Source organism: Methylobacterium sp. B1 (assembly GCF_000333255.1).
In the GTDB taxonomy this organism is placed as follows: domain Bacteria; phylum Pseudomonadota; class Alphaproteobacteria; order Rhizobiales; family Beijerinckiaceae; genus Methylobacterium; species Methylobacterium fujisawaense.
Genome location: NZ_BACT01000783.1, coordinates 1 through 3,733 on the forward strand (window position 1 = coordinate 1; position 3,733 = coordinate 3,733).

At 69.4% G+C, this 3,733-nt stretch carries 2 protein-coding genes and 2 pseudogenes; 3 read left to right on the forward strand and 1 reads right to left on the reverse strand.

The window, feature by feature from the left end:
- A pseudogene (locus tag I53_RS22750) lies at positions 1–1,018 on the forward strand (NAD-glutamate dehydrogenase domain-containing protein); the annotation flags it as partial.
- A 4-nt stretch (positions 1,019–1,022) separates the two neighbouring features.
- Here the strand turns inward: I53_RS22750 and I53_RS22755 are convergent.
- Positions 1,023–2,198: an MFS transporter gene (locus I53_RS22755; RefSeq protein WP_043355005.1), complete on the reverse strand. Its 1,176-nt coding sequence runs from the start codon at positions 2,196–2,198 to the stop codon at positions 1,023–1,025.
- Positions 2,199–3,045: 847 nt separating this feature from the next.
- On the opposite strand from I53_RS22755, the pseudogene I53_RS22760 reads away from it, so the two are divergent.
- Positions 3,046–3,357: pseudogene (locus I53_RS22760) on the forward strand (AMP-binding protein); the annotation flags it as partial.
- 14 nt (positions 3,358–3,371) lie between these two features.
- Positions 3,372–3,733, forward strand: a 362-nt coding sequence (locus tag I53_RS22765; protein ID WP_043355003.1) for a helix-turn-helix domain-containing protein, incomplete at its 3' end; no start/stop codon positions are given.

Consider the following 3,733-nt stretch of genomic DNA (forward strand, 5'->3'; position numbering starts at 1 on the left):
AGGGCCTACCCGGCCGGAATACGCGGTGCTGCTCGCCTACGCGAAGCTGTCTCTGCACGACGCCATCCTCGACAGCACCGTGCCGAACGATCCCTATTTCGACCGGGAGCTGCAGCGCTACTTCCCGAAGGCCCTGCGCGAGCGCTTCCCGGACGCCGTGAAGGCACACCGCTTGCGCCGCGAGATCATCGCCACGGCGCTCGCCAACATCATCGTCAACCGCGGCGGGCCCTCGCTGGTGACACGGCTCGTGGACGGCACCGGCGCCGACGCCGCGATCATCGCCAAGGCCTACGCGATGACCCGGGACGCCTTCGGGCTGATGGAGCTGAACCTTGCCATCGACGGTCTGGCGGGCCGCGTTTCGGGGCAGGAGCAGCTCGATCTCTATGCGGAGGTGCAGGATCTGCTGCTGAACCGGATCGTCTGGTTCATCCGCAACCTCGATCTGAGCGGAGGGCTCGCCCCCATGGTCGCCCGCTACCGGGACGGCATTGCCGCGGTCGAGGCGGCTCTGCCCGAGGTCCTCGGGGATGAGGCCCGCGCAGCCATCGACGCCCGCGAGGCGGAACTGACGGGGCACGGCATGGCCCCGGCCCAGGCCCGGCGGCTGGCCTCGCTCACCGCGCTCGGATCCGCACCCGATGTCGTCCGCGTCGCAGAGGCGAGTGGCCGACCGGTCGCGGAGGTGGCCGCGACCCATTTCGCCCTGGAGCATGCCTTCCGGCTCGACGATCTGGCGGCTGCGGCGCGGACTGTGCCGGTGGCCGACACGTTCGACCGCGTCGCGCTGGAGCGCGCGGTCGCCGGCATCGCCGCCGCCCATCGCAAACTCACCGCCGAGGTGGTGGCGGATCTGGGCGCGGGCCCCGACGCGGTGGAGGCTTGGGTGAAGGCGCGCGGCGCTCCGCTGGCCCGGATCCGCGACGCGGTGGACGCGATCGGTGCGTCCGGCCTCACCGTCTCCAAGGCGACCGTGGCCGCCAGCCTGCTGGGCGACCTCGTTCGGGCCGACTGATTGTTCAGGCGCCGGGCACGGAAGCCGACGCAACTTCGTGGCGACGGCGGCTGACCGCGGTGAGGACCAGGCCGAGCCCGGCGAGGGACATCGCCGCGGCGATCAACGGAAGCTCGCGGTAGCTCGCGCCGAGGGTCAGAGCGGTACCACCGATCCAGGCGCCGACGGCATTGCCGAGGTTGAATGCGCCCTGGTTGAGCGTGGAGGCGAGGTTCGGCGCATCGGTCGCGGCTTCGACAACCCAGATCTGCAGCGGCGAAACCAGCGCGAAGACGAGTCCTGACCAGAGGACCATCACGGGAACGGTCAGAACGGGATCGTGCGCGACGGCCGCCAGGACCAGCAAGGCGGCCACGATGCCGAGGAAGCTGCCGATGATCGTCGCCATCGGACTCCGATCGGCAAGATGACCGCCGGCGAGGTTGCCGATGGTCAGGCCCAGTCCGGCCGAAAACAGCACACCCGTCACCCCACGCGGAGAGAAGCCGGACACCCCGGTCAGGAACGGTGTGATGTAGGTGAATACGGTGAAGAAGCTCACCGACGACAGGGTCGAGATCAGCATCGGCCGCAAGACCGGCCAGCGGCCGAGCGCCCTGAACTCGCTGGCGAGACGGCCACGCGTTCCCGGAAGGCCGGTGGGCACACAGAGCTGGATCGCGAGGCCGGCCGCGAGGCCGATCGCCACCACCGCCCAGAAGGTCGACCGCCATCCCGCGACCTGGCCGAGGGCGGTCCCCAGGGGCACACCCAGCACGTTGGCAAGCGTCAGGCCCGCGAACATCAGCGAAACCGCCTGCGTGCGCCTCTCTCGCGGCACGAGGTCCCGCGCCACCACGGCGCCGATTCCGAAGAACGCTCCGTGGGCGAAGGCGGTCAGGACACGCGCCGTCATCAGCAAGGCGTAGCTCGGTGCCAACGCGCAGCCGAGATTTCCTGCCAGGAACACAGCCATCAGCGCGAGAAGCGCGGTCTTGCGCGGCAGGCCCGCGGTGGCGATCGCCACGATCGGCGCCCCCACGACCACGCCCATGGCATAGCCCGACACCAGATAGCCGGCCTGCGGGATGGTGACACCGAAGCTCTGCGCCACCTCCGGGAGCAGGCCCATGATGACGAACTCGGTGGTGCCGATCCCAAACGAGGCGACGGCAAGGGCGAGGATCGGCAGAGGCAGCACGGCAAAGTCCTTCGGCACGGGCAAGATCCGATGGTGCAGAGCAGCATCGCAGCGCGTCAGCGATTGGATAGCGCCGTTGACGCGGCGCACACTTGCGCGACGCGCAGAGAGCCCGCCGGTGCGGATCGGCCTGGCCGGAGCGGAGGAGCAGGGAGTTCCCGATGGATGGGGGCGCGGGAAAACGGGTCGCTGCGGCTGGGATGCCGCACCTGCGGCTCACCCCCGCCGCGAGCTTCCGGATGGCCGGAGCCGCCTTCGATCAGGTCGAGACAGCGCCAGCACAACGCCGCGCTTGGCCTAGGCGTCCGTCGGAACGTGAAGTGGAGATCGCCTCGTCCGGCGCCCCGGCGGCTGTCTTGCGAGGCCATGAGTCACGGCGTGACCGGCGACCACCCCCGAGTGCGGCCGCGGCAATCGATCGGTGGGATCGGCTTAAAGATGATGGAGGCCAAGTAGGCCTGAACCGAGGCAGTGTCGAAGCAACGACACCGCCTCGTTGAGCCGAGGTCATCACAACACTGTCTTCGCAGACGTCAGCATCGCAAGTCAGGTAGGTAGACGGGTCGTGGCCGCGGGGGCCGCCCGAGCTGCGGGACGCGTCCGACGTGACTGAGCGATCCGGGCCACGAGGTCCATCGTGCCTGAGCCTAAGTGGCACCGGCGGACATCGAGAGTCGAAGTCGCCGGCCCAGCGGAGCCACGCCAGCGCAGAAGGCAAGACTCCACCCAGCCAATCGAGCGAGGTAATCTGTGCGGCAAGCCGCTCAGTAGTCTTGAGTCATCGCCCGACACATTGATCGCAATGGATCGTTTCCGTCGATTCGGCCGACTACTCCGCCACGACCTTTCGGAGGTCGCCGCCCGGGCCGGCCGGATCGCCGCCGGCCTCGCCCATCGCGGCATCGGCCCCGGCGACGTCGTCGGCCTGTGGATGGCCCGCGGCCCGGACCTCCTCGTGACGCAGATCGGCATCACGATGTCGGGGGCGGCGTGGCTGCCCTTCGACGCCGAGGCGCCGGCCGACCGAGTCGGCGTGTGCCTCACCGATGCGAGCGCGAAGGCGCTGCTGGTCTCGCCGGCGCTGGCGGCCGCGGCGCCCGACGGGACGCCCGCCCTGACGCCCGCCGATCTCGACGCGGGGACGCCCGCCAACGCACCTAGGGTAGCCTAGATATGGCCGACGATACCGATCTCGATGCCGCATCGGAGTGCGCGCTCGCCAACATGGCGCGGGTCCGCCCGGTGTTGGACAAGATTGCCGACAAGTGGACGATCTTGATCCTCACGGTGCTTTGCCCACGGCCGTCACGGTTCAACGCCATCAAGCGGCGGCTTGATGGCATCACGCACAAGGCGTTGGCGGACGCGTTGAAAAGGCTGGAGCGCAACGGCCTGGTGACCCGGACGGTGCTTCCGACCGCACCCATCGGCGTCGAGTATGCGATCACCCCACTCGGACATTCGCTACGCCAGCCCTTCGAGGCGCTCTGCGCCTGGGCGCTCCACAACAGTGCGGCGAGTGAGGCGGCCAACCA